The sequence below is a fragment of the Pseudoalteromonas sp. NCIMB 1079 genome, from assembly GCF_040567695.1.
GTDB classification, from domain to species: domain Bacteria; phylum Pseudomonadota; class Gammaproteobacteria; order Enterobacterales; family Alteromonadaceae; genus Pseudoalteromonas; species Pseudoalteromonas distincta.
The window spans coordinates 2,325,979-2,349,733 of sequence record NZ_JBEWZA010000001.1 but is presented as its reverse complement, the minus strand read 5'-3'; the positions used below and the strand labels follow the sequence as shown (position 1 = coordinate 2,349,733).

Sequence of the window (23,755 nt, the reverse complement as noted above, 5' to 3'; positions counted from 1 at the left end):
TGTAAATATAGTTGTTTTTAATGCGCTTATAAGTCACTTAAAAGCAATTAACTTTTCGTGAGTAAGCTTTTTTCATCAAAGGTTACTACTTTGTCTCTGCCTGTTTCTTTAGCTAAGTAAAGGCGTTTATCGGCATAAGCGAGCAGCTCTTTTATAGTTGCATTCCCATTAATTGCATTACTTACCCCAGCGCTTACGGAAAGTTTTATATGCTGATTTTCATGATAAAAAGCTTGAGTGCTTATATTCTTTCTTAATAGCTCAGCATCACTTTTTGCTGCACTAAGGGTGTAATCAGGTAGTAAAATGGCAAATTCTTCTCCGCCAATTCTGGCACTAATACCTACATTTAAAAATTGCTCTTTAATATGTTGAGATATCCATTTAATTGCCTGATCGCCCGTTTCGTGGCCAAATTGATCGTTTACACGTTTAAAAAAGTCAATATCGAGCAAAATAACAGATACATTTTTATCTATGTTTTTAGGATTACTTAGTGCTTCCCTGCTTTTTGTAAAAAAGCCACGGCGGTTAAGTAATTGACTGAGCGTGTCGGTATTAGCAAGGCTTGAAAGCGTATGTTCAGTATTCGAAGCCAGCAGATACGGCAATATAAGTGCGCTGCAAGTAGCTAAAATTAAATGGCTACTTAAAATAAACTGGAGTGATTCAAGGTAATTAGCTGAATTAGCACCCAGGTAAGGAATTGCGAGTAATGTTGTTTGTGTGAGCATTAAAAGGGTATGAATTAAAAAGCACACAACAAGCGCTTTTTTCTGCAACGTTGCTACAAAGCTCATACTTTTAATAATGTAAGCTGAGTAGAGGTATAGGCCCGAAATAACAAAACTTGTTAGCATTTGCCCTGCTGAATAAGGATATATGGGCAGTAAGGTCAGCGCTGTAAAGCCAAGCAAATAATACAGTGGCACTAAGTTTAATGGTTTGCTGTGTTTATATTTATGTAATCCAACAATAATTAAAAATGGACTTAGTAATATAAAAATATCAGCCAAATAGTGTGTAATAAAAGGCGCGTCTATTATTAACTTTAAACAGGCAAGTAGCTCGGCAAATGCAAAGGTGATGCATGCTAGGCCAAATAATAAAAATGATGTTTGTTTTTTAAAGTTATGTACGGATAAAAAAAACAAGCCTATTAATACGTTAAGAATAAAAGAGAGACTGATCACTGTAGGCAGGTGTAGCATTTAAGATTCTCTTTTATTAAAGATAGGCGTGGAAAACGTGCTGATTATTATGTATTAATGTTTAAAGGTCAATATGGGTAAAAAGTAGTAATCTACCCATGTATCTAATTTGAAAAAGATTTTAACTGAACGAATATTAACGCCCGCTAAACCAAGCTCTCTAAAGCCGATTTTATATCAGGATGATGAAAACGATAATTGTGAACGAGTGCCTTTTTAGGGACTACAAATTGCCCCGTTGTTAGTAATTCCGACATTTCACCCATTAATAGTTTAAGTACTGGGGTTGGCATAGTGATAAATACAGGTCGACAGAGCGCCTCGCCTAAGCTTTTACTAAATTGAGCATTGCTTACAGGGTTGGGTGCTGTTGCGTTAACAGGGCCTGATATTTCTGGGTGTTTAATAATAAAGAGTATTAGCTGAATCATATCGTCTATGTGTATCCACGACATACCTTGCTCGCCATTGCCAATCGGGCCGCCTAAACACAATTTAAAAGCAGGCAACATTTTTCCAAGTGCACCTCCTTTTTTAGCTAAAACAATACCCGTTCGCAAAAGGCATACTCTGGTTTGTTCTGATTGGGCGAGTAGTGCTGCATTTTCCCAGTCTTTACAAAGCTGGTGGCTAAATTCATCGTGTGGGCTTTCAAAAGTTTCATCAACAGGATTACTATTTTGTCGACCATAAAAACCAATTGCACTGCCAGATATAAAGGTATGCGGAGCAGTACTACAGGCTTTAATTGCTTCACTAATTTGCTGTGTAATATCAATACGACTGTTTCGTATTATTTGCTTTTGTTTGTCGCTCCAGCGTTTATTTACAATCGGCTCGCCAGCGAGATTAATAACGATATCAACAGTGTTAAAGTCAACATCACGAATGTCACTTACGGCTTTAACTTTGTGGCCTAATAATACGTTTGCTTTAGTTGGATTGCGGCTAAGTACAGTAACAGTATTATGATGAAGTAAAAAAGGGCATAAGTGCTTACCAATTAATCCGGTCGCGCCAGTTATAAATATATGCATTATTCATCCTTACAATAAAATAGAAGCAAGTGATTAAAATACATACTCGCTAGCAAACAGCTTTGCAAATTTATACGTAAAACAGGCTTTTATGATCACTTCGTAATTATTTCATTTAATTACCTTTTGCCTTACACTGGGACGATATAGTTAATAAAAGGATTAATAAATTGGCAAGTTTAACTGGAGTAAATAAAAGCTTAATAGTTTTTGCTTCCTTGGTAGTGGTCCTCGCTGGAATAAAAGCCGCGAGTGTAATTATTATTCCGTTTATTTTGGCGGCATTTATTGCCATTATTTGTAACCCGCTTATCAAGTTTTTTGCGCGCTACAAAATTCCTAAAGGCATTGCTGTTATGTTGGTCGTGCTGATTATAGTTGGCTTAGGGGTTAGCCTTAGTGGGCTTGTAGGGCAATCTATCAACGATTTTTCTCAGCAGCTTCCTGAGTATAAAACACAACTTAAAGAAGAATTTGTGTGGCTGGTCGATTTAGCATCTCAATACAACATATTGATCAATAAAGATCAGTTAATCAATATGTTCGACCCTGGCAAAATGGTTGATGTGGCCACTAATATGCTCACTGGGTTAGGTGGCGTAATGGCAAACATGTTTTTAATTATTTTAACGGTTGTTTTTATGCTGTTTGAAGGGCCAATGCTGAGCAAGAAAATACATATGGCACTTGAAGACCCTGATAGTAAAATGAAGCAAATTGACCGCTTTTTAGAATCCATTAATTCATACTTGGCAATTAAAACGCTAGTAAGTTTAGGGACGGGTATTATTGCTGCGTTTTATTTATGGATTTTAGACGTTGACTACTTTGTGCTTTGGGGCGTGTTGGCATTTATGTTCAATTACATTCCAAATATAGGTTCAATTATTGCGGCTGTACCAGCTATATTACTTGCCCTTATTACTCAAGGCCCGTTAGTGGCAGGACTTGTTGCTGCAGGATATTTAACAATAAATACGGTAATGGGTAATATTGTAGAGCCTAAATTTTTGGGTAAAGGGCTGGGTCTTTCAACGTTAGTGGTGTTTTTATCATTAATATTTTGGGGCTGGTTATTAGGTACTGTGGGTATGCTTTTATCTGTACCATTAACAATGATTGTAAAAATAGCCCTAGAAGCCAGTGCAGAGGGCAAGTGGGTTGCCACTTTAATGGGCAGTGGTGAAGACGTTACTAAAAATAACTAACATTTATAACCATCAAGGGCTGTAAAATTAAAGCCCTTGATGGTTAAGTTATCAATAAATACAGGGCAATTAATTAACAAACGATTTAATAGCGTCATCCACAGCGTTTATTGCGCCTTCTAAATATCCTGCTTCTTGTTTTGCAAACTCACTCGCTACAAAATGAATGTTGAGGTTACTTAATTGCTCTTCCAAGTTTGAAAAATCAAATTCTGGGTGCTGTGAAGGCTGAGTTTGATCGTCTCTATTAGCTACAAATTTATCCTCTGCCCAGTCTTTAATAAAGTATCCGGTTGCCTTTTCAGCATCCTTACCATAAAAGTAGCTGAGCTGTTGGGCACAGGCTTGAATTAATTGCTCTTGAGTTACTTGGTTTCGTGATAAGTAGGGGACACCTATAAAGCCAAATAATGCGGCGTAATTACTATCCTCAGCACTGGCATCTTGAATTTCGACCATAGGGCCTACGCGGCTAAAGCATTGCCCAGATAAGTTTTTATCACGCCAAAATGCATGTTCAAAAGTAGCTATAAATTTGGCTTGTCCTGCCATCCATGTAGGTACACTATTGAGGCGGTTTATGAGTGTTGGAGTCGCCCATAGTTCAGGTGTTAAATGCGTTGTAACCATACGAGGAGGAATTGCTGAAATTAATTTGCCAGTAGTAAAGTGCTTTATATTGCCTAAGTGATTAACAGTAACTTGCCAGCTATTATCGTTCTTTTTAAGCTCAGTGACATTGTGTTCTAATAATATTGAATCAGGATTAAGTTGCTCATATAAGGCAGTTATTAAGGTATTCATGCCGTGTTTGAGTCTAAATAGTTGCATATCTCCAGCACCTGCAATTTGTTGAGGTTGCTTTGAGTTAGGTGCTTGATATAACACATCTCCTTTATTGTATTGCTCAAATATACTTAAGTTGAGTGACTTTAATAGCGCTTGAATTTTTGGTTGGTGGGGAAATATCCACGTAGGACCCAAATCAAAACTAATATCGTTATTTATTTGTGATTGCGCGGCAAAAATTCGGCCACCTAACTGCGATTTAGCTTCTAATAATAAGTACTCAATATTAAGTAGTTGTAATTTATACACACTGTATAAACCAGCAAGTCCGCCACCTATAATAATTACTGGTTTAGTCATTTGTTTACCTATTAGTTATTTAGCAATCTACTAGTAGGTAGTTTGTTTTGATATTAATAAATTGTCAAGTAAGCTAAAGGAAACGAGTAAAGAAACGTAACTAGTTTAGTGTGCTTAAGTTACGTTAAAATGGGTGTTTTAGTGATTCTGTAAATTGATTTATAAGCTCAATTTCACACAGTTTATAGCTAATGGCTGCGGTTGTCGCATTAGGAAGTTTTATTAAGTAACGCCATTGGCAGGCGCTCTCAAGGTACTTTTCATTATTTTTAATGCTGCGCATAAATAACGGCAGCACTTGCGTATTGCCTGTGCTTTCTTGTGATTTAGTGAGCTCATATTTACGCTTTTGTATCCAACTGCCTTGTGCTTGTTTTGCTTTATCAATTTGGCTATCTAGGCATTGAATATATCGCTTAGCTTCATCGGTTGTTGCTTTAGCGGCTAAAGTACATGCCTCATCTGCAAAGCTGTATTGGCTTGAAGCTAATAACACAATGGCAGTTAGTTGTAATAAATGGTTACTTTTTGTCATTGTAATTAAACTCTAAAATAAATTGAGCGCCGCCTAAGTTATCAGCTTCTGTAATGGTAAGTGTACCGCGATAGGACTTAACCAAGTCAGATACAATTGCCATCCCAACGCCGTGTCCACTTTCGTATGTATCCAGACGAGTACCCCGTGTAAGTAGAGATTCACGTTTATCCTCTGGTACGCCAGGGCCATCATCGCTAATTCCAATACACAAAGTTTTGCTTTGAATAACTTGTATTGCTACTTGTGAGCGACACGCTTTACAGGCGTTATCAATCAGATTGCCAAGTAATTCCATTAAATCTGTTTGGTCACCTAAAAAGTAATCTTTTTCGGTTACGGTGCAGGTAAAAATAATGTCTTTATCACGGTACACTTTTGCCATAGCACTGAGTATTGAATCGAGTACTGGCTTAATAGGTGTTTGTTTTTTCCAGGTGTCTGATGCACCGGTTGCAGCACGCTTTAATTGGTGCTCGATCATCACATTAATTCGGTCGAGTTGTTCTTGTGCATCGGCATCGTTTGCCAATGGACTTGATTTTAGCACCGCAAGCGGTGTTTTAAGTGCATGAGCAAGGTCGCTTAATGAGGCTCTGTAACGCTCTTTTTGGCGTTGTTGAGACTCAAGTAGCAAGTTCAGGTCTGCTTTTATTGTTTGCAGTTCTACAGGGTAGAGGCCTTTAATTTCTTGAATATCACCCGATTCAATTGCTTTTATTTCTTTATCGAGTCTTTGGAGTGGGCGAGCGCTCCAAATAAAACCAATCGCCATCAGGCCTGCAATTGCAATGCCCATTATAAACATCCAATCTACAAGGGTTTGCTTAAAGCCATCCATTAAACGAAGTAGAGCGTCATTACGTTTAACTAATATAAAGCGAGCTTGTTCTGATTGATCTATGTTATTTAAAATTACAGTCAGGCTAAGTTGCCAGTACGCGGTGTTATTATACTCCACGCGCCTGAAATCGGCAGCACCGGCTTTGGTTTCTATTTGCTCTGGTACATAGTTTAAGTTTACAGCCGATTCTGAGTTCCAAACAGGGTCATTATCGCGGTAAATCATTGCGTAGGTATCTGAATTTAATCTGTTTAACTCAGGCGCTAAAATAGTGCTGGGCATAATAATACCATGCTCAGTAAAGTCGACTTCAGATATTAGCGAGTAAAGCTGTGCTTCGAGAGTTTTTTCTGTCGCATCAACAAGTGAAGCGTAATACGCTTTGCCAATTGAATAAAATAAGATAGGGAGCGCGACTAATAAAACAAAGACAAGGATAAATCCTTGCCTTATTTTTAACGATATTTGCGGTATTACCACTGGCTTTTAAGCCTGTAACCACGCCCACGTAGTGTCTCTACTGGGTTTAGCACACCATCAGGGTCAAGCTTTTTACGCAAACGTAGTACAAATACTTCAATTACGTTTGAATCAAGATCGAAATCTTGGTCGTAAATATGCTCAGTAAGTTCTGATTTAGAAATTACTTTCTGCGGATTTACCATTAAGTATTCAAGTACTTTATATTCGTAAGCTGTAAGGCTAAGCTCTTTATCATCAACCCATACTTGTTGTGAACGTGTATGAATTTTAATTGGGCCCGCAGTCATTTCTGGATTTGCTTTACCAGCACTGCGACGAATTAATGCATTACAACGTGCAATAAGTTCTTCAACATGAAATGGTTTGGTAAGGTAGTCATCAGCACCTGCATCTAAACCTTCTACTTTGTCCTGCCAGCGATCGCGCGCTGTTAAGATTAAAATAGGAATAGTAATGCCTTGTGCTCGTGCTTTATTGATTAGCTCAATACCGTCTATTTTAGGTAAACCTAAATCAACTACGGCCATATCAAGCGGGTATTCTGTAATGTGGAAAAGACCTGCTTCACCGTCGTGGCATAAATCCACGCTGTAACGTTCTTTTTCTAAAGCATTACGTAGGTTATCTGCTAAATGTAAATCGTCTTCAATAACTAAAATTCGCATTTGTTAATCCTTTTTCACTTCGCCGGTTTTTTTATTTATATGTAAATCAACGACGTGGCCGTCAGATTTGAGTATTCGTACGGTATAAAAATCTGTTTTTTCGGTAATTTTTAAGGTCTTACCGCCTATTGTTTTCTTTGCAAGTATTACGGCTTTCTTTTTGTCCACCTCAGCATGAGATGCTTGGGTGGCCGTCGCTGCTTGAGCAATGTTAGCTAAGCTAACACAAGCAATAAAACCGAGGCTTAATAATACGCGCATAATGGAAAACTCCTAGACCAGACCCACTTAGTTTAATTAACTAAGTTACTAAAATTCAAGTAAAAACGCTAAATTCGCTTTTATCTCAGTAATTTTAATTAAAATCTTGTGAACAAACCCTGAATTACAGTGCAACGCACGCTCTTAGGGTTTAATACACTTTTAAGCAGGGAACACTTTTTTGAAAGGTTTAACAACTGTATTTTCATAGATGCCAGCGGCAACGTAAGGGTCAGCTGCTGCCCATTCTCGAGCGGCTTCAATTGACTCAAATTCAGCAACAACTAATGAACCGGTAAAACCTGCTTCTTGAGGATCTTCACTATCGACTGCCGGAAACGGACCTGCGGTAAGTAAACGATTTTGAGAATCAAGCTCACTAAGGCGCGCTAAATGTGCAGGGCGTGCTGCTTTTCTAAGCTCTAAGCTATTTTCAACGTCTGTTGAATGAATCATGTACAACATAAGTAATCTCATAAAAATTGTTAAATTTGATTAACGCAATACTACCACAGCGTTGAAAATTGGTGAATTAAAAGCGTATTTACACAGGTTTACACATCGATTTTATTTTTACACTGTAATTGCTTGAAAATCTCTGTGTAACACTGGTAGAGTCGCTGAAATATACAAAATAATAAAAAGGTTTCAAGCATGAGCGAAAATAGAGAACGATTTAGTTCCCGTCTCGGATTCATATTAGCGGCGGCAGGTTCGGCTGTAGGTATTGGTAATTTAGTTGGCTTTCCGGTTTCTGCTACTAAAAATGGCGGCGGCGCATTTTTATTAATTTACGCTTTATTTGTCGTATTCATTTGTTTACCAGTCATGATGGCTGAAATGGCAATGGGTCGTAACGCTCAAAAAGATCCACTTGGTTCGTATAAGCTATTATCAAATAACGATAAAAAATGGAAGTTTGCAGGCTTTTTAGCCGTGCTTACACCATTTATGATTGCTGTATTTTATATGGTAATTACGGTTTGGATTTTTGGCTATTTAACGCAAACAGGCCTAGGTAATTTAGATTTATTAGCTGATCCCGGCCACTTTGGTGTTTTTATCAATAGTTACACTGTGTTTGGTTATATGGCCGTTGTGGTTATTATGGTGAACTTAATTTTATTAGGCGGTGTTAAGCAGGGCATAGAAAAAGCCGCTAAGTTTTTAATGCCCGCTTTATTGGTTATGCTGCTTGCCCTCGTTATTTATGTATTAACGCTTGATAACGCAATGGCTGGGGTTAAATACTATATTATTCCTGATTTTTCTAAAATGAATGCAAGTGTCTTAAATGGCGCATTAAGCCAAGCGTTTTTCTCATTATCTTTGGGAATGGGTATCTTAATGACTTACGCGTCGTATATTTCTAAAAAGGATGACATTGTAAGTAGCGCTAAAATGGTTGCTATTACTGACTCACTCGTTGCGTTTGTAGCGGGTTTAATGGTGCTGCCCGCTATATTTAGTTTTGATCCAAATACAGACCCTGCAGCACTTTCTGACTCGTCTGTATCGATGATTTTTGTATACCTACCTAAAATTTTATTAGCACTGCAAAATGATATTGGCTATGTAGGTGCATCTATTGTTGCATTCTCGTTCTTCTTATTAGTATTTTTTGCAGCAATTACCTCGCTTGTTTCAATAGTAGAAGTCCCAACAGCAACCCTAAGTGACCGCAAAGGTATTAGCCGTAAAAAAGCATTGGGCATTCTTACACTTTCAACCGGTGTACTTACTATTTTATGTACAACGTCGTTTGGTATGATTGACAGCCTTACATCAGTGACAAGCTACGGCGGCGTTAATAAGAGCTTTTTTGATATTATTGTTGATGTATTTTACGACACAATTTTACCGCTTAATGGGTTAATGGTGTGTTTGTTTGTAATGTACCGCTGGAAAAAAGCACGCTTAACACAAGAGCTAAGCTTAGGTTCGCCTAATTATGCGGGAAGCTTTATGGAAAAGTACGTTAACTTTTCACTTTCAACGTTTATTCCTGTTATTTTAGCTGTGATATTTATTAATACAGTGGCGACTAAGTTTTTCCACTTAAAAATATTTGGCTTTTAAATAGACCTCTTTAAAAGCTTATTGAATAATATAATGCCGCTCAGCTAAGCTCTGCGGCATTTTTTATGAGCGTTTCTACAGGTATCTGTTAAAAGGATTTAAAAATGAATAAAATTATTATTGGGTTTGCTTTTGCTATTTCATCATTTGGCGCATTTGCACAAAGCGATGATGGTTGGCCAGAAGGCGGTGCAATGCACACTGGCAAAATTTATAATTTAGAGGGCAATAGATACAAAATTAAAATCAGTAAAATGATGGATGAAATTTACCCGCAACTAACTGATGGTTACCAAGTTGATGCAGTTAAAGCACAAATAAAAGCATGGGAGCAGTATATAGACGCTACATGTAACGTTGTTGGCATAGCAACGGGGGCAGGTGGCTCTTGGCCCTCAACGTATAGTGTTAAATGCGAAAGAAGCCTAAGTTATGATAGATACTTTGCGACTAAAAACGCGCTGAAGTGCGTTAATAGATTAAGTAAGGAAGAGTTTGTAGGGCGTAGCGAAAAGTTAAATTGTTTAATTCAAACATTAAATATAAAAATATTTTAAGGTTTGCAGCAGCGCTACAGCTAAATTATACAGTTAGCTGTAGCATTTTAGGCTTTATAGCAACTCAATACTTACTGTTGCGCCTTTTTCGATATTGCCGCTTTGCACCGGAACTACAATTAAGCAGTTAGCTTTACTAAGCGACGAAAGTACACCCGAGCCCTGTTTATTAAACGGGGCAACTACCAAGTCACCTTGCTCGTTAATTGTTGCAGTACCGCGCTGAAAGTCAGCTCTGCCAGGGCGCTTTTTAATGACGGATGTAGTAACAGCGTTAAAGCGCATTTTAGGGTTTACGTCACCAAGACCCGACAGCTTTTGCAGTGCAGGCTCTACTAACTGATTAAACGTAACAGCAGCCGACACAGGGTTACCTGGCAAGCCAAAAAAGTAACTGTTACTTAATTTACCAAAGGCAAAAGGTTTACCTGGTTTCATGGCTATTTTCCAAAAGTGAATTTCGCCAATTTCGTTGAGCACTTCTTTTGTAAAGTCGGCTTCACCAACCGATACACCGCCTGAGCTTATTACGGCATCGGCAAGTTCGTTCGCTTTCAAAAATGCATTAGTAATGAGTTCTTTGTCATCAGGGATTATTCCTAAATCAAGCACGTCTATATTTTTTTGTTGCAGCGCACTAATAATAACAGCGCGGTTGCTTTCAAAAATAGCGCCTTGTTTAAGCGGCTGACCAGGTTCAATTAGCTCATCGCCTGTAGAAAGCACGGCTATTTTTAGGGTTCTTACCACATCTATATTGGCAATTCCTAAAGATGCCAATAATCCCACATCAACGGCTTTTAATTTATCACCTGCTTTTAAAATAACGTCGCCTATAGCAATATCCTCGCCAGCAAAACGCACGTTTTCATTTAACTCTGCTTGCGCGGTAAACGTAATTTTATCGCCATCAACCGAGGCGTTTTCTTGCATTACAACGCCGTTAGCGCCAGGTGCAATGGCGGCGCCGGTCATTATTCTTACGCATTGCCCTGGGGTAAGTGTTCCTTCAAAAACTTGACCTGCAAACACGCTGCCTACTTGTGTGTAGGTTAAGCTTTTATCTGAAATACACAGCGCATAGCCATCCATTGCAGAGTTGTTATGAGCGGGTACGTTTATAGTTGACTTAACATCGCTTGCTAAAACGCGATCAACGCTTTGCATTATAGAAATGGTTTCAACGTCTTTAATAGGCGTTATTGTGCCAAGTATATTTTGTATTGCAGTTTCAATTGGCAATAAACCGGGTGCATTGCAAACATCGTTCATATATATTGCTTACTTAAATCATTTTATTTTGAAACAATACTTATAATGTCAAAGCTTTACAATACATGGTTGGGTTATTTTTTGTGTGTAGCATGCATACTGTCGTGCAGCGTAAACGCAAAAGAAACGCTGCAAGTAGCCGTAGCGAGTAATTTTAAAACTGTATTGGAAACCCTACTAAAAAAATCCCCATTACCTAATGTTGACGTAAAAATATCAGCCGCTTCTAGCGGTGTTTTATATTCGCAAATAGTGCATGGCGCGCCATTTGATGTGTTTTTATCGGCCGACGATTTTCGACCGCAATCACTTATTAAAGAAGGCTATGCCGAGCAAAGTAGCTTAATCACTTACGCGTTAGGCGAACTTGCTTTGTGGCAACCCAAAGCTGAAAAAGTAAATGATAAAGTAGCCATTGCTAATCCACGTTTTTCACCATACGGGCGTGCCTCAGAGCACTACGCTAATAACCATTTTAAAAAGCCAGTAAATTATGTGTACGGTAATAATATTACGCATGCATTTCAGTTTGTTGAAAGTGGTAATGTAGGAATAGGGCTGGTGGCTGTTTCATCACTAAAGGCAGCTTACAGTAACACGCAAGATCAAAAATATTTAGATTACACCGTGCTGCCTACCAATCAATATCCCGATATAATTCAACAAGGCGTTATTATTAGCTCGACTAAAAAGCGTGCTAGCGCTAAGCAACTCATGCAATTTTTAATGATGGACGCTACGCAGCAGCAGTTAATTGAATTAGGTTACAGAATAAAGGACAACAATGCTTCAAAGTGATTTAACCGCGCTGTGGTTAACTATAAAACTTGCCTTTATAACCGCAGTGCTCCTTCTTGTTTTTTGTATTCCACTGGCTTACAAGCTTGCTGGCTATAACGGTAAATTTAAACCATTTTTAGAGGCATTAATTGCAATGCCTTTAGTGCTGCCGCCTACGTTATTAGGGTTTTACTTACTTGTTTTGTTTTCGCCTGATCACGCTTTTGGGCAGTTTTGGTTTTGGCTAACGGGTACGCAGCTTGCGTTTAGTTTTCAGGGCGTGGTTATCGGCTCGCTTTTTTATTCACTGCCTTTTGTAATGCAGCCGCTTGTGGCTGGGTTTAAACATATTAATCAAACCTATAACGAAGCAGCCATTGCGCTTGGGTTAAGCCCGTTTAAACGTTTTGTGCATTTAATTATTCCGCTTTTAAAACCCAGTATTGGTAGCGCATTTGCTTTAGGCTTTGCGCATACATTGGGTGAGTTTGGTTTGGTATTAATGATTGGCGGTAATATTCAGGGGCAAACACAGGTGGTGTCTATTGCGCTTTATGACCATGTTGAATCGTTAAATTATACGGCGGCGCATCAGCTTTCACTTATTTTACTGGCTATTTCGTTTGCCTGTTTAGTGCTGTTATTTAAGTTTAATAAAAGCATTGTAGGGGTTAAGCAATAACATGATTAAGTTAAGCCTTTTTAAAGCACTCAATAATTTTGATTTAGATATAAACCTTGAGCTTGAGTCGTTTAATGTATTGGGTGTTTACGGGCCTTCTGGCTCGGGTAAGTCAACATTACTGCGTTGTATTAGCGGTTTAGAGCCTGCAAAAAGTGTTTATGTAAACAATCAGCCAGTGCATGAGTTGCCAAGCGATAAACGCGGTATTACGCTTCAGTTGCAATCGTGCCCGTTGTTTCCTCATTTAGATGTGGCAGGTAATTTAGCGTTTACACAAAAACACTGCGGGAATAAACAAACCAGCTTAACGCTAGAATACGTTGTTAAAACACTTGAATTACAAGACTTACTAAACCGTGATGTACAAAGCTTATCGGGTGGCGAGCGCCAACGTGTAGTATTTGCGCGCACTTTGCTTGCCGGCCAAAAATTTATAATGCTTGATGAGCCTTTTAGTGCGCTTGATTGGTCATTGCGTTTTAAAACGCTCACTAAACTTAGCGAGTTTGCAGTTAAGTTTAATATTAAATTTATAATAGTAAGTCACTCATTAAAAGAGCTGCTATTTTGCTGCGATACCCTTATTCAGCTTGATAAAGGTAAGGTGATAAACCAAGGTGCAAGTGCGCACGTTGCAAAAGCTATTTACGCAAACGACAGGCAAACACCGCTGAGCTTAATTAATTACGATGTGGTTAAATTTGATGAAGACTACGGACTATATCAACTGCAATTACAGCAAAGTGAGCAACCGCTTTTTGTGCTTCCTGCACTTGTAGATAGCAGTAATAAGCTAATTATAGAAAGTGAGCAAATGTCGTTTAGTGCGTTAAAGCCTGAGCAAACAACGCACAGTAATGTTTTAAGGTCGGTATTAACTCAGGCTGAGCTTATTAATAATAAGTGGCAGTTAACGCTTAATGTAGACGGGCAAACTTTGTATTGCTTGGCTTCAAGGCGAGTGTGGGACAAAAACGACTTTAAAGTGGGCGATGTGCTTTATACAACAATCAGTAATCTAGAATAACTAAATGCTGCACACCGCACATTGACTGTTTTTAGCTATTTTAAAACGATTAAACTCCATGCTTAAACCATCCACCAGCAATAAGTGTTTGTCTAAGCCGCTGGGCAAACCAGCAAGCATTTTTAGCGCTTCAGTAGCTTGAATACTGCCTATTAGCCCCACAATAGGGGAAAGCACGCCGGATTCAGAGCAGCTTTGTGTTTGTTCACTAAAAAATTGCGATAAACAGCTATAACAATGGCTGTTTTCATCCATAGTAAAACACGCGACTTGTCCTTCCATACGTATTGCAGAGCCTGACACTAGCGGAACTTTAGCTTTAAAACAGGCGCTATTAAGTGCATTGCGCGTTGCTAGGTTATCTGAGCAATCAATCACTATATCAATGTTATTAAATAATTGTTCTGTAGAGGTACTTGCATCAAAAAATGCCTCAATGGTGTTTATGCCTATTTCACTATTAAGCGCGTTAAGCTGTTTTTTAGCAGCACTGCATTTTGAGCTACCAATATCACTTTCTTTATACAGTATTTGCCTTTGCAGGTTGGTCACGTCTATTTCATCGTTATCAACTAAGGTAAGCGTGCCAACGCCAGATGCCGCTAAGTATTGACCTACCGCACACCCAAGCCCACCCACACCAATAATTAAAGCATGCGATTGCCATAGTCGCTCTTGTCCGTCTATATCAAGCTGCGGGAGCATAATGTGCCGAGAATAGCGCAGTTGCTGCTGGTAAGTTAATGGTGGTTTTTGCATTTTTAAAATCTCAACCTTTTTTTGAACAATACCAAGTTGTTAAATCCAAGAGCAAGTAGTAACGCTTTTTATTTGCACTCTAACAACCCAGAGCCCTTCACTCATATAGTGCAACTATAATGTATAAAAACAACTGTTCCATGTAACTATATGAAATTTATGGATTTTAATTAGTGGCTCAGTAATTGCTATATCGGGTTAACTTAAATTTAACAAACATTGGGCTGCTACTCATATAAAAGGGTGGGGCATTAATAAAACAATAATACGTTTACGAGGAAAATAAACATGCAACCGAGTTCTGGGTTTAACCTAATATCGTTTAGCGGAAAAATGAAAGTATTGCATCTGAGTTGGATGGTCTTTTTTGTGTCATTTTTTGTATGGTTTAACCATGCTCCTTTATTAGGTGCCATAGCGGGTTCACTTGGGATCACCATGGCACAAGTTAAAACATTACTAATTTTAAATGTAGCGTTAACTATTCCAGCGCGTGTTGTGGTGGGTATGCTAACCGATAAATTTGGTCCCCGTATTGTTTATGCGGCACTCCTTATTAGCTGTAGTATTCCATGTTTTATGTTTGCTATGGCAACCACATTTGAGCAAGCCGCAATAGCGCGTTTTGCTTTAGGCTTTATTGGTGCTGGCTTTGTTGTGGGCATTCGTATGGTGAGTGAATGGTTTCCTGCTAATGAGTTGGGTATAGCGGAAGGTATTTATGGCGGCTGGGGTAACTTTGGTTCAGCAGCAGCGGCTATGTTATTGCCAATTATTGCACTTATGTTTGGTGGCGAAGATGGTTGGCGTTACGCTGTAGGTTTAACGGGTGTATTAAGCGTTATATTTGGTATTATTTGGTACTTAAATGTAACCGATACACCAAAAGGCGGTACATACTTTAAGCCTAAAAAAGTAGGCGCAATGGAAGTAACCAGTAAAGGCGACTTTGTATTACTTCTTATTATGAAAATCCCTATGTATGGTGCACTAGCATTACTTACTTGGAAGCTTTCACCAACCGGTGCTAACCTAATTTCGGCTAACTTTGTACTTGCCGTGTATGCTTTTTTAGTTCTGCTTTATATTTACGAAGTGTATAAAACCTTTGACGTAAATGGTCATATTTTTAAAGAGCCTGTACCTGAGTCGCATCGTTATGAGTTTAAGCAAGTGGCTGTTTTAAATATTTTATATTTTACAACTTTTGGTTCTGAGCTGGCGGTTGTATCTATGTTACCGCTATTTTTTATGGATGTATTTGCGCTTGATATGGTCTACGCGGGTATTTTAGCCTCTGCTTATGCATTTATGAACTTAGCATCTCGCCCTGGTGGCGGTTGGATTTCAGATAAATTAGGTCGTCGTATTACCCTTATTGTACTTACAACGGGTCTTGCTGTTGGTTATTTTGTAATGGGCTTGGTTGATGCATCTTGGCCTTTATGGCTTGCAGTTGTTGCGGCTATGGCGTGTTCGTTCTTTGTGCAAGCTGGTGAAGGCGCTGTATTTGCCGCAGTACCGCTAATTAAGCGTCGTTTAACTGGGCAAATAGCTGGTATGACAGGTGCTTACGGTAATGTAGGTGCAGTAGTGTACTTAACGGCATTGTCACTTGTTGATTATCAAACTTTCTTTTTCATTATTGCGGGTAGTGCATTACTTGGTCTAGCTGCACTGTTTTTTATGAAAGAACCAGATGGCCATATTACCGAAGTAAATGAAGACGGCACCGTTGAACTTATTTCAGTGACTTAAGGCATTATTGACTATGTTTGATGAAACACTCCACGCTAAATCGCTAAAAAATGAACTCAACGTTTCATTTGGCGGGCACAGTGCTAAAGGGTTAAAAGCAGAAAATCAAGATGCGTTTGCAGCTCTTAATACCAAAGCGCAAGAAAAAGAGTCTAAAGGCGTTATTGCCTGCTTAGCCGATGGGTGTTCATCAGCAAAAAATGCTAAACAAGCGTCTCAACTTTCGGTTACTCATTTTATAAATGAGTATTTAAATACCCCCGAAAGTTGGGCGGTTAAAAAGTCAGTGTCGAAGGTGTTAGCGAGTTTAAATCAGTGGCTGTATTCGCAATCAGTTAATTACAATCACTTAGGTCAGCGCCAAGCCGATTGGATGACGACTTTTACAGCACTTATTTTAAAGTCGGCAACGGGTTATATATTTCACTTAGGTGATACGCGTATTACTCGCTTGCGAGGAAATAAAATAGAGGCAATAACACGGGATCACAAAGTAAACGATACCCTAACGCGTGCACTTGGCGCACAACTTCATCAAGAAATAGATGTATACGAAGTTGACCTAAAAGCAGACGATATTTATATATTAACCTGCGATGGCGTACACGATGTGCTCCCAAACAGCGATATAGCAAAACTAATTAACGAGCACACTAATTTAGAAAATGCAGCTAAAGCAATTACCGAACTTGCATTAGCGCGAGGCAGTGACGACAACGTAAGTTGTTTACTGGTAAAAGTAGAAAATATTGCCGAGCAAAAGTTAGATGAACTTTACCATTCGCTAACACGACGAAAAATTCCACCTGCGCTTAATATTGGGCAAAAAATTGATGACTACACGGTTATTCGTAAATTACATGCCAGTAGTCGCTCGCACATTTATTTAGTGCAACAAGCGCCCGATATACCGCCAGTGGTTTTAAAAGCACCTTCGGTTAATTTTGAAGACGATGTGCACTACCTTCAAGGCTTTATAAGAGAAGGCTGGGTAGGGCAACGCATAAACCATTTAAACGTGATGAAAGTGCTAAGTACGCAATCGCAGAGTCGTTTTTTGTATCATATTTGTGAGTACATGGACGGGCAAACACTCAGTGATTGGAAGCACGACGTGCCGCACCCTGAAATAACCCAGGTACGCAGTATTATTGAACAAATAGTACATGCACTAAGGGCGTTTCAGCGACTCGATATGGTGCATCGCGATTTAAAACTCGATAATGTAATGATAGATGCGCACGGTAAAGTAACGCTAATAGATTACGGCACAGTAAGTGTTGCGGCTATGGACGAGTCGGTTAAACAAATTGCGGATGATTGCCCGCAAGGTACTGCCGACTACACCGCACCCGAAACACTTATTACTATGCACGCCGATTTTAAAAGTGATTTGTTTTCACTTGGCGTGATTGCATATGAGTTATTGTGCTCAAAATTGCCTTATAAACCACTGCCTCTTAACCACGTAGCGCCAAAAGATTACAGCCATTGGCATTACACAAGTATTCGTAAATACAGAGCCGATATTCCGTTTTGGTTAGATCAAGCCCTTATGAAGGCGCTTGCCCCTAAACCTGAGCTCAGATACCAAGCTTTTTCTGAGTTTATAAACGATATCAACAAACCTAATCCTTATTTAGAAAGTACCGCTAATAAAAGTTCAATAATGAAACGCGATCCAGTTATGGTGTGGAAATGTATTTCGCTGTGTTTATTTATTGCTTTGGTATGTGTATTAATAATTAAAACTTAGAGAACTAAAATGCTTAACTATAAGAACAACTTACCTATTATTTTATACTGGGTTGCTTCACTGCGCCTTCAATAAGCCAAGCTTCGCAAACTGATCTTGATTTTAGACTGCGTTTTGAAAGCGTTGATCAAGAAAATGCTCTAAAAGATGCAAGCGGCTTAACACTTAGAACCCGCTTAACGCATCAAACAGATGAGGTGAATGGTTTTTCAGCCCTTATTGAAGTAGAAGACACCCGCAGCCTATTGGGCGTAGATGATTACAACAATACGGTGGGGAAAAATACTAATTACTCTGTTATTGCCGACCCAGAAAACACTGAGATAGATCAAGGCTTTGTTAAATATGCCCGCGATGGTCTATCACTAAAAGTAGGACGCCAAGTAATAGCCCTTGATGGGCAGCGTTTTGTTGGGCACGTAGGTTGGCGCCAAGACAGACAAACCTTTGATGCAGCAACCATTAATTACGCATTTAATAACATAGATTTACAGTACAGTTATTTAAATAAGCGTAACCGCATATTTGCTGACGATAAAGACATTAAATCATCCGATCATCTAATTAATGCAAGCTTTAAAACAGACTACGGTAAAGTGGTTTTATACAGTTACTTATTAAGTGACGATGCACTACAAGACGACAGTTTAGACACTTATGGCGTTTCTTTTAACGGTAATAAAACCCTAAACGACATAAAATTTTATTACAAAGCGGAGTATGCAACGCAGTCTGCCTCAACAAGCGTGAGTGATTTTGATGCCGATTACTATGCACTTGAAGGCGCTGTGGATATAAATGGGTTGGGTATAAAAACAGTAACATTAAAAGTTGGCATAGAGTCACTTGGCTCTGATAATGGCGATTACGGGTTTGCAACACCGCTTGCCACGTTACATAAATTTAATGGTTGGGCAGATACGTTTTTAAATACACCCGCACAAGGCTTGGACGACACTTACATAAGCTTAAATGGTAAAGCGTTTGACGGAAAATGGCTGGCGGCTTATCACAGCTTTGATGCTAATGAGCAATCAAATGGGCTTGACGATTTGGGTACTGAACTAAACGTACAATACGTTAAACCTATTAATAAACAATACGCAGTGGGTGTTAAATACGCTGATTACTCAGCGGGCGATACCGCTGCTAATAAAGTCGATACTCAAAAATTATGGGTATGGATGAGCGCTAAATTTTAACCCTCACTATATTCTAAAATCCTCTTGTAATTTATAGCGACACAAGATGGTGCAACTGCACCATCTTGTGGGGCTTTATGCTTTTTACCTCTGCACCAATTTAGGCAACTTGCTGATTTTAAATGCTTATATATTTGGCTTACATATTGCTATAACAATCCTATAACAAATCATTCGATTTCAATTTTAGTCAATTACTAAAGTAGATATCATTTTAAGGTGAGTAAATGCTAAGCAAGCAGCGTGTTGTAGTGGTAGGAAACGGAATGGTCGGGCACCATTTTGTGCAGCAGCTAGTTTCTCAAAATCAGGCTGATGAGCAATTTGAGATTACGGTACTTAGCGGTGAAGACCGTTTAGCGTATGACCGCGTGCAACTATCGTCTTTTTTTAAAGGTAAAACCGCAGACGACCTCGCACTTACATGCAATAAAACCTATGACGATTGGCAAGTACGCTTTCATACTCATTCTAAAGTGGTTGATATAAATCGTGATGCACAAACTGTAACGACCGCTAAAGGGGAGTTGTTTGAATACGACAAGCTTGTGCTTGCTACAGGTTCATTCCCATTTGTACCGCCTATACCGGGTAAAGATCGTGAGCATTGCCTTGTTTATCGCACCATTAACGATTTACACGCAATAAAAAACTCAGCCCACGGTAGTAAAGTAGGCGTGGTAATTGGTGGCGGTTTACTGGGGCTTGAAGCTGCAAACGCATTAAAGCAATTGGGTTTACAGACTCACGTAATAGAATTTGCACCGCAACTTATGGGCGTACAAGTTGATGCGGGTGGCGGTCGGCTACTAAAAAACAAAATTACAAATTTAGGCGTTACTGTGCATACATCGGTAGCAACTGAGGAGATAGTAGAGGGTGAGAGTTGCCGTTACAAAATGTGTTTTAAAGGCGGTAAAACCCTTGAAACCGACATGATTGTATTTTCGGCGGGTATTCGCCCTTATGATAATTTAGCCCGCGAGTTTAATTTAGAGATAGGTGAGCGCGGCGGTATTGTAATTAATAACCACTGCCAAACGAGCGACAAAAACATATACGCGATTGGCGAATGTGCACTATGGAATAATTTTATTTTTGGCTTAGTAGCACCCGGTTACGCCATGGCTAAAATAGCAGTTGGGCATATTTTACAACAGACGCAGCAAGGTACTTTGCAAAGTACTGGCTTAGACAATAAAGCCGATGAATTTAGCGGTGCCGATATGAGCACCAAGCTTAAATTAATGGGTGTTGAAGTGGGCTCTATTGGCGATGCACATGCACGCAGCGAAGGTGCAATAAGCTATTATTTTGAGGATCAACCCAATGGCATTTATAAAAAAGTAGTCACTAATTCACAAAGTAATAAGCTGATTGGCGCCGTACTTGTTGGCGATACCAGCGATTACGATAATTTACTGCAATATCATTTAAACTACATTGAACTTACCACCGCCCCCGAAGCGCTCATTATGCCCCTTGCTGGCGACATAGCAGAGCTAAGCGCCGATGACTTGCCTGATGACGCTATTATTTGCGCTTGTCATAAAGTAACTAAACACACCATTGAACAAACAGTGGCTAAAGGCTGCATAGATTTGGCAAGTGTGCAGCAAAGCACCAAAGCCAGTACAGGCTGTGGTGGTTGTGAAAAACTCGTTCAAAACGTAATAAGCAGCGCACTCGCTAAAGCAAGTAACACTATTAACGTAGTTACCCTTAATGAGCCTGTAAAACAGCCCGCATAAATTAAAGCACACTAAAAGAGAGCAGTATGGCAACCGCAAACACGTCACCAACTATAAATAAAACGAGTTTAAAACAAACAACATGTGCTTACTGTGGTGTAGGGTGTGGTGTTGATATTTCACTTTTCAATAATGTGCCAACCAAGCTTGAAGGCATGCGAGAGCATCCCGCAAACTTTGGTCGTTTATGTGTAAAAGGCACCCATTTGCTCGACACCACAGGCAGTGATAACCGCTTAACGTCGCCTCTTATTAATAACCAATCCGTTACGTGGGATGAAGCAACCGACCACGTTGCCAATAAATTTAACGACATAATACAAAAGCATGGACCCGATGCGGTGGCATTTTATGTGTCAGGGCAGTTACTTACTGAAGATTACTACATCGCGAATAAATTAATGAAAGGCTACATAGGCTCAGGCAATATTGATACAAATTCGCGCCTGTGTATGTCGTCTGCTGTGGCAGGTTACAAACGCGCTTTTGGTGAAGACATAGTGCCGTGTACTTACGAGGATTTAGAGCAAACTGAGCTACTTATTTTAATTGGCTCTAATGCCGCATGGACTCACCCGGTTTTGTATCAGCGAATGGAGCGTGCAAAGCAGCTTAACCCAAATATGAAAGTGGTGGTTATTGATCCGCGAAAAACTGACACTGCTGAGCTTGCCGACACATTTTTAAATATAAAACCAGGCAGTGACGCCGCACTTTATAACGGCTTACTTAATTATTTAAATGAGCATAACCACCTCGATACGCAATTTATTGCTCAGCACACAAACGGCTTTGAAAGCGCACTGCAGGAGGCACAAAAATGGAGCTGCGAGGCAGTTAGCGACTTTTGCGATATAGCAATTGAGCAAGTCACTGAGTTTTACGCGCTATTTGCTAACAGCCCAAGTGCGATTAGCTTTTATTCAATGGGTATAAATCAGTCAAGCTCGGGTGTAGATAAATGCAACGCCATTATTAATGCACATTTAGCCTCGGGTAAATTACTTAAACCAGGCAACGGTCCGTTTTCGATTACGGGGCAACCCAATGCGATGGGCGGGCGCGAAGTAGGTGGTTTGGCTAATCAGTTAGCGGCGCATTTAGATATTGAAAACGAAGCACATCAATCACTTGTACAACGCTTTTGGGTCTCGCCAACTATCGCTACAAAAGCAGGCAGCAATGCCATCGATATGTTTGATGAAATAGCCGCAGGCAAAATAAAAGCAGTGTGGATAATGGCAACAAATCCAATGGTGAGTTTGCCCAATAACGCCGCTATTAAAAAAGCATTAGAGACCTGCGAGCTGGTGGTTGTATCTGACTGTATTGCAAAAAGTGATACGTTAAAATTTGCCGATGTTGCTTTTCCATCAACCGGATGGGGTGAAAAAAACGGCACAGTAACTAACTCAGAGCGCAGAATATCAAGGCAACGCCCGTTAGTAGCGCCTTATTCGGGAGCTAAAAACGATTGGCAAATTATGTGCGATGTTGCTAAAAAAATGGGCTTTGAAGGGTTTGACTTTACAGACCCTAGTGGCATTTTTGAAGAATGGGCACAATTAACCGACTTTGAAAATAACGGCAGCCGATTATTAAATCTCTCTGGTTTAGTTGGGCTCACACAAAATCAGTATGATAATTTAAAACCCATTATGTGGCCTGTTGTTAAAAATCAGCCTTATAAAAATGGTCAGGTTTTTACAAATAACCAATTTAGCACCGCTGATAAAAAAGCACGCTTTATAGCCATAACGCCGCAATTACCGGTGCAAAAAACATCAAGTGATTACCCGTTTGTAATGAACTCAGGGCGTATACGCGACCAATGGCATACCATGAGCCGCACGGGTAAAAGCACTGCGCTTTCATCGCATATTACACGCCCGTATATTGAAATTAATCCGCTTGATGCCAGTAAATTAGCAATTAAACAAAACGATTTAATAAGTGCAATTGCCCTAACTGGGCAGGTTACCGCGCATGCAAAAGTAACCGATGCCGTGCGAAAAGGTGAATGCTTTATGCCTATTCATTGGAATAAGCAATTTGCGTCATCAGCAACAGTAAGTGGGTTGTATCAATCGGTAGTTGACCCTCTATCTGGTCAGGCTGAGTGCAAACACGGCGCTGTTAATATAGTTAAAGCACCCTTTGTGCAATATATGCAGCTGTTTGCTAAAAACGAACTTGTTATAAACAGTGATTTTTGGCTCAAAGTTAATGCAAGCAATTGCTTTAATTACCAATTGGCGCTTAATGAGCCACAAAGTGATTTACTGTATTACTGCCAAACCTTAACCGGTTTACAAGGGCAGTGGTCGGCTATGAATACGGCAAAAGCCATGCATGTGCAGTGTATTCAAAACGATCAATTAGCGTTCGTTGGTGTTATTTCTAATGAGCAAAAAGAAATATCACTTGAGTGGATAAACCATTTGTTTGCAGAGCCATTACTGATTTTTACACAGTTACAGTCTTTGCTTTATGCAACTCCCGATGAAGAATTTACCCAAGGCTCGCAAGTGTGTAGCTGCTTTAAAGTAAGAGAGCAGCCAATTATAAACGCCATTAAAAACGGTGCAAACACAGTCGAGCAATTGGGGTCTGAACTTAAATGTGGGACGAACTGCGGTTCGTGTAAAACACAGTTAAGCCAATTAATAAAACAACATTACAAAGCAGGTTCTAGCAGCATTGATGTTGCGGTTGTAATGTAAAGAAAAAAGGAAG

The 23,755-nt window shown here is 39.5% G+C and carries 21 protein-coding genes; 11 read left to right on the top strand and 10 right to left on the bottom strand.

Features of this window, described 5'->3' with window-relative positions; genetic code table 11:
* Positions 1–47: 47 nt before the first annotated feature.
* Positions 48–1,211 (bottom strand): GGDEF domain-containing protein, encoded by a 1,164-nt coding sequence (locus tag ABX891_RS10850; RefSeq protein ID WP_354629476.1) that lies wholly within the window; start codon positions 1,209–1,211, stop codon positions 48–50.
* A 146-nt stretch (positions 1,212–1,357) separates the two neighbouring features.
* On the bottom strand, positions 1,358–2,248 hold the full coding sequence (locus tag ABX891_RS10845) for a TIGR01777 family oxidoreductase (RefSeq protein ID WP_354629475.1): 891 nt from the start codon (positions 2,246–2,248) through the stop codon (positions 1,358–1,360).
* A gap of 170 nt (positions 2,249–2,418) precedes the next feature.
* On the opposite strand from ABX891_RS10845, the gene ABX891_RS10840 reads away from it, so the two are divergent.
* Complete coding sequence (locus ABX891_RS10840; RefSeq protein WP_354629474.1) at positions 2,419–3,456, top strand: AI-2E family transporter; 1,038 nt, start codon at positions 2,419–2,421, stop codon at positions 3,454–3,456.
* 69 nt (positions 3,457–3,525) lie between these two features.
* Here the strand turns inward: ABX891_RS10840 and ABX891_RS10835 are convergent, their stop codons facing one another.
* The 6 genes from ABX891_RS10835 to ABX891_RS10810 all read right to left on the bottom strand — a co-directional run bounded on the left by ABX891_RS10835 (position 3,526) and on the right by ABX891_RS10810 (position 7,858).
* Entirely contained in the window at positions 3,526–4,605 is a 1,080-nt protein-coding gene (locus tag ABX891_RS10835; protein ID WP_354629473.1) for a flavin monoamine oxidase family protein, read from the bottom strand.
* A 124-nt stretch (positions 4,606–4,729) separates the two neighbouring features.
* Positions 4,730–5,140, bottom strand: a complete 411-nt coding sequence (locus ABX891_RS10830; RefSeq protein WP_165744347.1) for a hypothetical protein — start codon at positions 5,138–5,140, stop codon at positions 4,730–4,732.
* Positions 5,127–6,464, bottom strand: coding sequence for an ATP-binding protein (locus ABX891_RS10825; protein WP_354629472.1), 1,338 nt, complete (start codon positions 6,462–6,464; stop codon positions 5,127–5,129). The genes ABX891_RS10830 and ABX891_RS10825 overlap by 14 nt, the downstream gene beginning before the upstream one ends.
* Positions 6,458–7,132 (bottom strand): response regulator transcription factor, encoded by a 675-nt coding sequence (locus ABX891_RS10820; protein ID WP_002959806.1) that lies wholly within the window; start codon positions 7,130–7,132, stop codon positions 6,458–6,460. Before ABX891_RS10820 ends, ABX891_RS10825 begins: the two co-directional genes overlap by 7 nt.
* A gap of 3 nt (positions 7,133–7,135) precedes the next feature.
* Positions 7,136–7,393: a PepSY domain-containing protein gene (locus ABX891_RS10815; RefSeq protein ID WP_165744345.1), complete on the bottom strand. Its 258-nt coding sequence runs from the start codon at positions 7,391–7,393 to the stop codon at positions 7,136–7,138.
* A 162-nt stretch (positions 7,394–7,555) separates the two neighbouring features.
* Complete coding sequence (locus tag ABX891_RS10810) at positions 7,556–7,858, bottom strand: YciI family protein (protein WP_039488129.1); 303 nt, start codon at positions 7,856–7,858, stop codon at positions 7,556–7,558.
* A 189-nt stretch (positions 7,859–8,047) separates the two neighbouring features.
* Here ABX891_RS10810 and ABX891_RS10805 point away from each other — a divergent pair, with 189 nt between their 5' ends.
* Positions 8,048–9,472, top strand: coding sequence for a sodium-dependent transporter (locus ABX891_RS10805; RefSeq protein WP_354629471.1), 1,425 nt, complete (start codon positions 8,048–8,050; stop codon positions 9,470–9,472).
* Positions 9,473–9,576: 104 nt separating this feature from the next.
* A complete protein-coding gene (locus ABX891_RS10800; protein WP_354629470.1) occupies positions 9,577–10,029 on the top strand; it encodes a lysozyme inhibitor LprI family protein in 453 nt (150 codons plus the stop codon).
* 54 nt (positions 10,030–10,083) lie between these two features.
* On the opposite strand, the gene moeA is transcribed toward ABX891_RS10800, so the two are convergent.
* A complete protein-coding gene (gene moeA / locus ABX891_RS10795; RefSeq protein ID WP_354629469.1) occupies positions 10,084–11,301 on the bottom strand; it encodes a molybdopterin molybdotransferase MoeA in 1,218 nt (405 codons plus the stop codon).
* A gap of 45 nt (positions 11,302–11,346) precedes the next feature.
* On the opposite strand from moeA, the gene modA reads away from it, so the two are divergent.
* The 3 genes from modA to ABX891_RS10780 are packed head-to-tail and all read left to right on the top strand — an operon-like array spanning position 11,347 to position 13,793.
* Entirely contained in the window at positions 11,347–12,099 is a 753-nt protein-coding gene (modA, locus tag ABX891_RS10790) for a molybdate ABC transporter substrate-binding protein (RefSeq protein WP_354629468.1), read from the top strand.
* Positions 12,086–12,763 carry a molybdate ABC transporter permease subunit gene (gene modB / locus ABX891_RS10785; RefSeq protein WP_002959821.1) on the top strand — a complete coding sequence of 226 codons (678 nt, stop codon included), beginning with the start codon at positions 12,086–12,088 and terminating at the stop codon, positions 12,761–12,763. Before modA ends, modB begins: the two co-directional genes overlap by 14 nt.
* 1 nt (position 12,764) lies before the next feature.
* The gene (locus ABX891_RS10780) at positions 12,765–13,793 is read left to right on the top strand and encodes an ATP-binding cassette domain-containing protein (protein ID WP_354629467.1); all 1,029 of its coding nucleotides are present in this window, start codon (positions 12,765–12,767) and stop codon (positions 13,791–13,793) included.
* Here the strand turns inward: ABX891_RS10780 and moeB are convergent, their stop codons facing one another.
* Positions 13,794–14,552, bottom strand: a complete 759-nt coding sequence (gene moeB, locus ABX891_RS10775) for a molybdopterin-synthase adenylyltransferase MoeB (protein WP_354629466.1) — start codon at positions 14,550–14,552, stop codon at positions 13,794–13,796.
* A 288-nt stretch (positions 14,553–14,840) separates the two neighbouring features.
* On the opposite strand from moeB, the gene ABX891_RS10770 reads away from it, so the two are divergent.
* The 5 genes from ABX891_RS10770 to ABX891_RS10750 all read left to right on the top strand — a co-directional run bounded on the left by ABX891_RS10770 (position 14,841) and on the right by ABX891_RS10750 (position 23,742).
* Positions 14,841–16,310 (top strand): NarK family nitrate/nitrite MFS transporter, encoded by a 1,470-nt coding sequence (locus ABX891_RS10770; protein ID WP_354629465.1) that lies wholly within the window; start codon positions 14,841–14,843, stop codon positions 16,308–16,310.
* A gap of 13 nt (positions 16,311–16,323) precedes the next feature.
* Positions 16,324–18,066 (top strand): bifunctional protein-serine/threonine kinase/phosphatase, encoded by a 1,743-nt coding sequence (locus tag ABX891_RS10765; protein WP_354629464.1) that lies wholly within the window; start codon positions 16,324–16,326, stop codon positions 18,064–18,066.
* A gap of 44 nt (positions 18,067–18,110) precedes the next feature.
* A complete protein-coding gene (locus tag ABX891_RS10760) occupies positions 18,111–19,268 on the top strand; it encodes an alginate export family protein (RefSeq protein ID WP_354630135.1) in 1,158 nt (385 codons plus the stop codon).
* Between the two features lie 227 nt (positions 19,269–19,495).
* A complete protein-coding gene (locus tag ABX891_RS10755) occupies positions 19,496–21,019 on the top strand; it encodes an FAD-dependent oxidoreductase (protein ID WP_354629463.1) in 1,524 nt (507 codons plus the stop codon).
* A gap of 26 nt (positions 21,020–21,045) precedes the next feature.
* Complete coding sequence (locus tag ABX891_RS10750) at positions 21,046–23,742, top strand: nitrate reductase (protein WP_354629462.1); 2,697 nt, start codon at positions 21,046–21,048, stop codon at positions 23,740–23,742.
* The last annotated feature ends 13 nt before the right edge of the window (positions 23,743–23,755 follow it).